The sequence below is a fragment of the Streptomyces sp. SID3212 genome, assembly GCF_009865405.1.
Classification (GTDB): domain Bacteria; phylum Actinomycetota; class Actinomycetes; order Streptomycetales; family Streptomycetaceae; genus Streptomyces.
The window spans coordinates 1-728 of the sequence record NZ_WWJY01000262.1 but is presented as its reverse complement, the minus strand read 5'-3'; the positions used below and the strand labels follow the sequence as shown (position 1 = coordinate 728).

The following is a 728-nucleotide window of genomic DNA, read 5'->3' as shown; positions in this document are numbered from 1 at the left end:
CGGCGACATGGCCCGGCACGTCTGGGGCTTCGCCGGACGCCGCCTGGAGCCCCCGGCCGCCCGCCGCCGGGGCGCGCTCGCCAAGCGTCTGCTGGACGTGGTCATGACGGCCCCCGTCCTGCTCACCGTCTCCCCGCTCCTGCTGGCCTGCGCCCTCGCCGTCCGGCTCTGCGACGGACCGGGCGTGCTGTTCCGCCAGGAGCGCGTCGGCCAGGACGGCCGCCCCTTCACCCTGCTCAAGTTCCGTACCCTGCGCGCCGATCCGCACGAGGCCGCCACCCGCTGGAGCGTCGCGGGCGACCACCGGATGAGCACGGTGGGGAACTTCCTGCGCCGTACGTCCATGGATGAGCTGCCGCAGCTGTGGAACGTCCTGCGCGGTGACATGAGCCTGGTCGGCCCGCGCCCCGAACGCCCCTACTTCGTCGCCAACTTCAGCAAGACCCACCCGGGGTACGCCGCCCGCCACCGGATGCCCGTCGGCATCACCGGTCTCGCGCAGGTGCACGGGCTGCGCGGCGACACCTCGATCGAGGACCGCTCGCGCTTCGACAACCACTACATCGACCACTGGTCGCTGTGGCAGGACGTCTGCATCCTCCTGCGGACCGCCATGTCCCTCGTCCGCCCGGCCGGCAGCTGATGACGGCCGCCACCGCGTACCTCCCGACGACCGCCGGCCCCCGGCGGCCCGGCCGCCCCCCGGCCGGGGTCCCCGGCACCGACCG

1 protein-coding gene is annotated in these 728 nt (G+C 74.5%); it reads left to right on the top strand.

Annotation, left to right across the window (positions count from 1 at the left end; translation table 11 throughout):
- The coding region (locus GT042_RS07935; RefSeq protein ID WP_161307996.1) for a sugar transferase at positions 1-643 on the top strand (643 nt) is incomplete at its 5' end.
- Between the last annotated feature and the right edge of the window lie 85 nt (positions 644-728).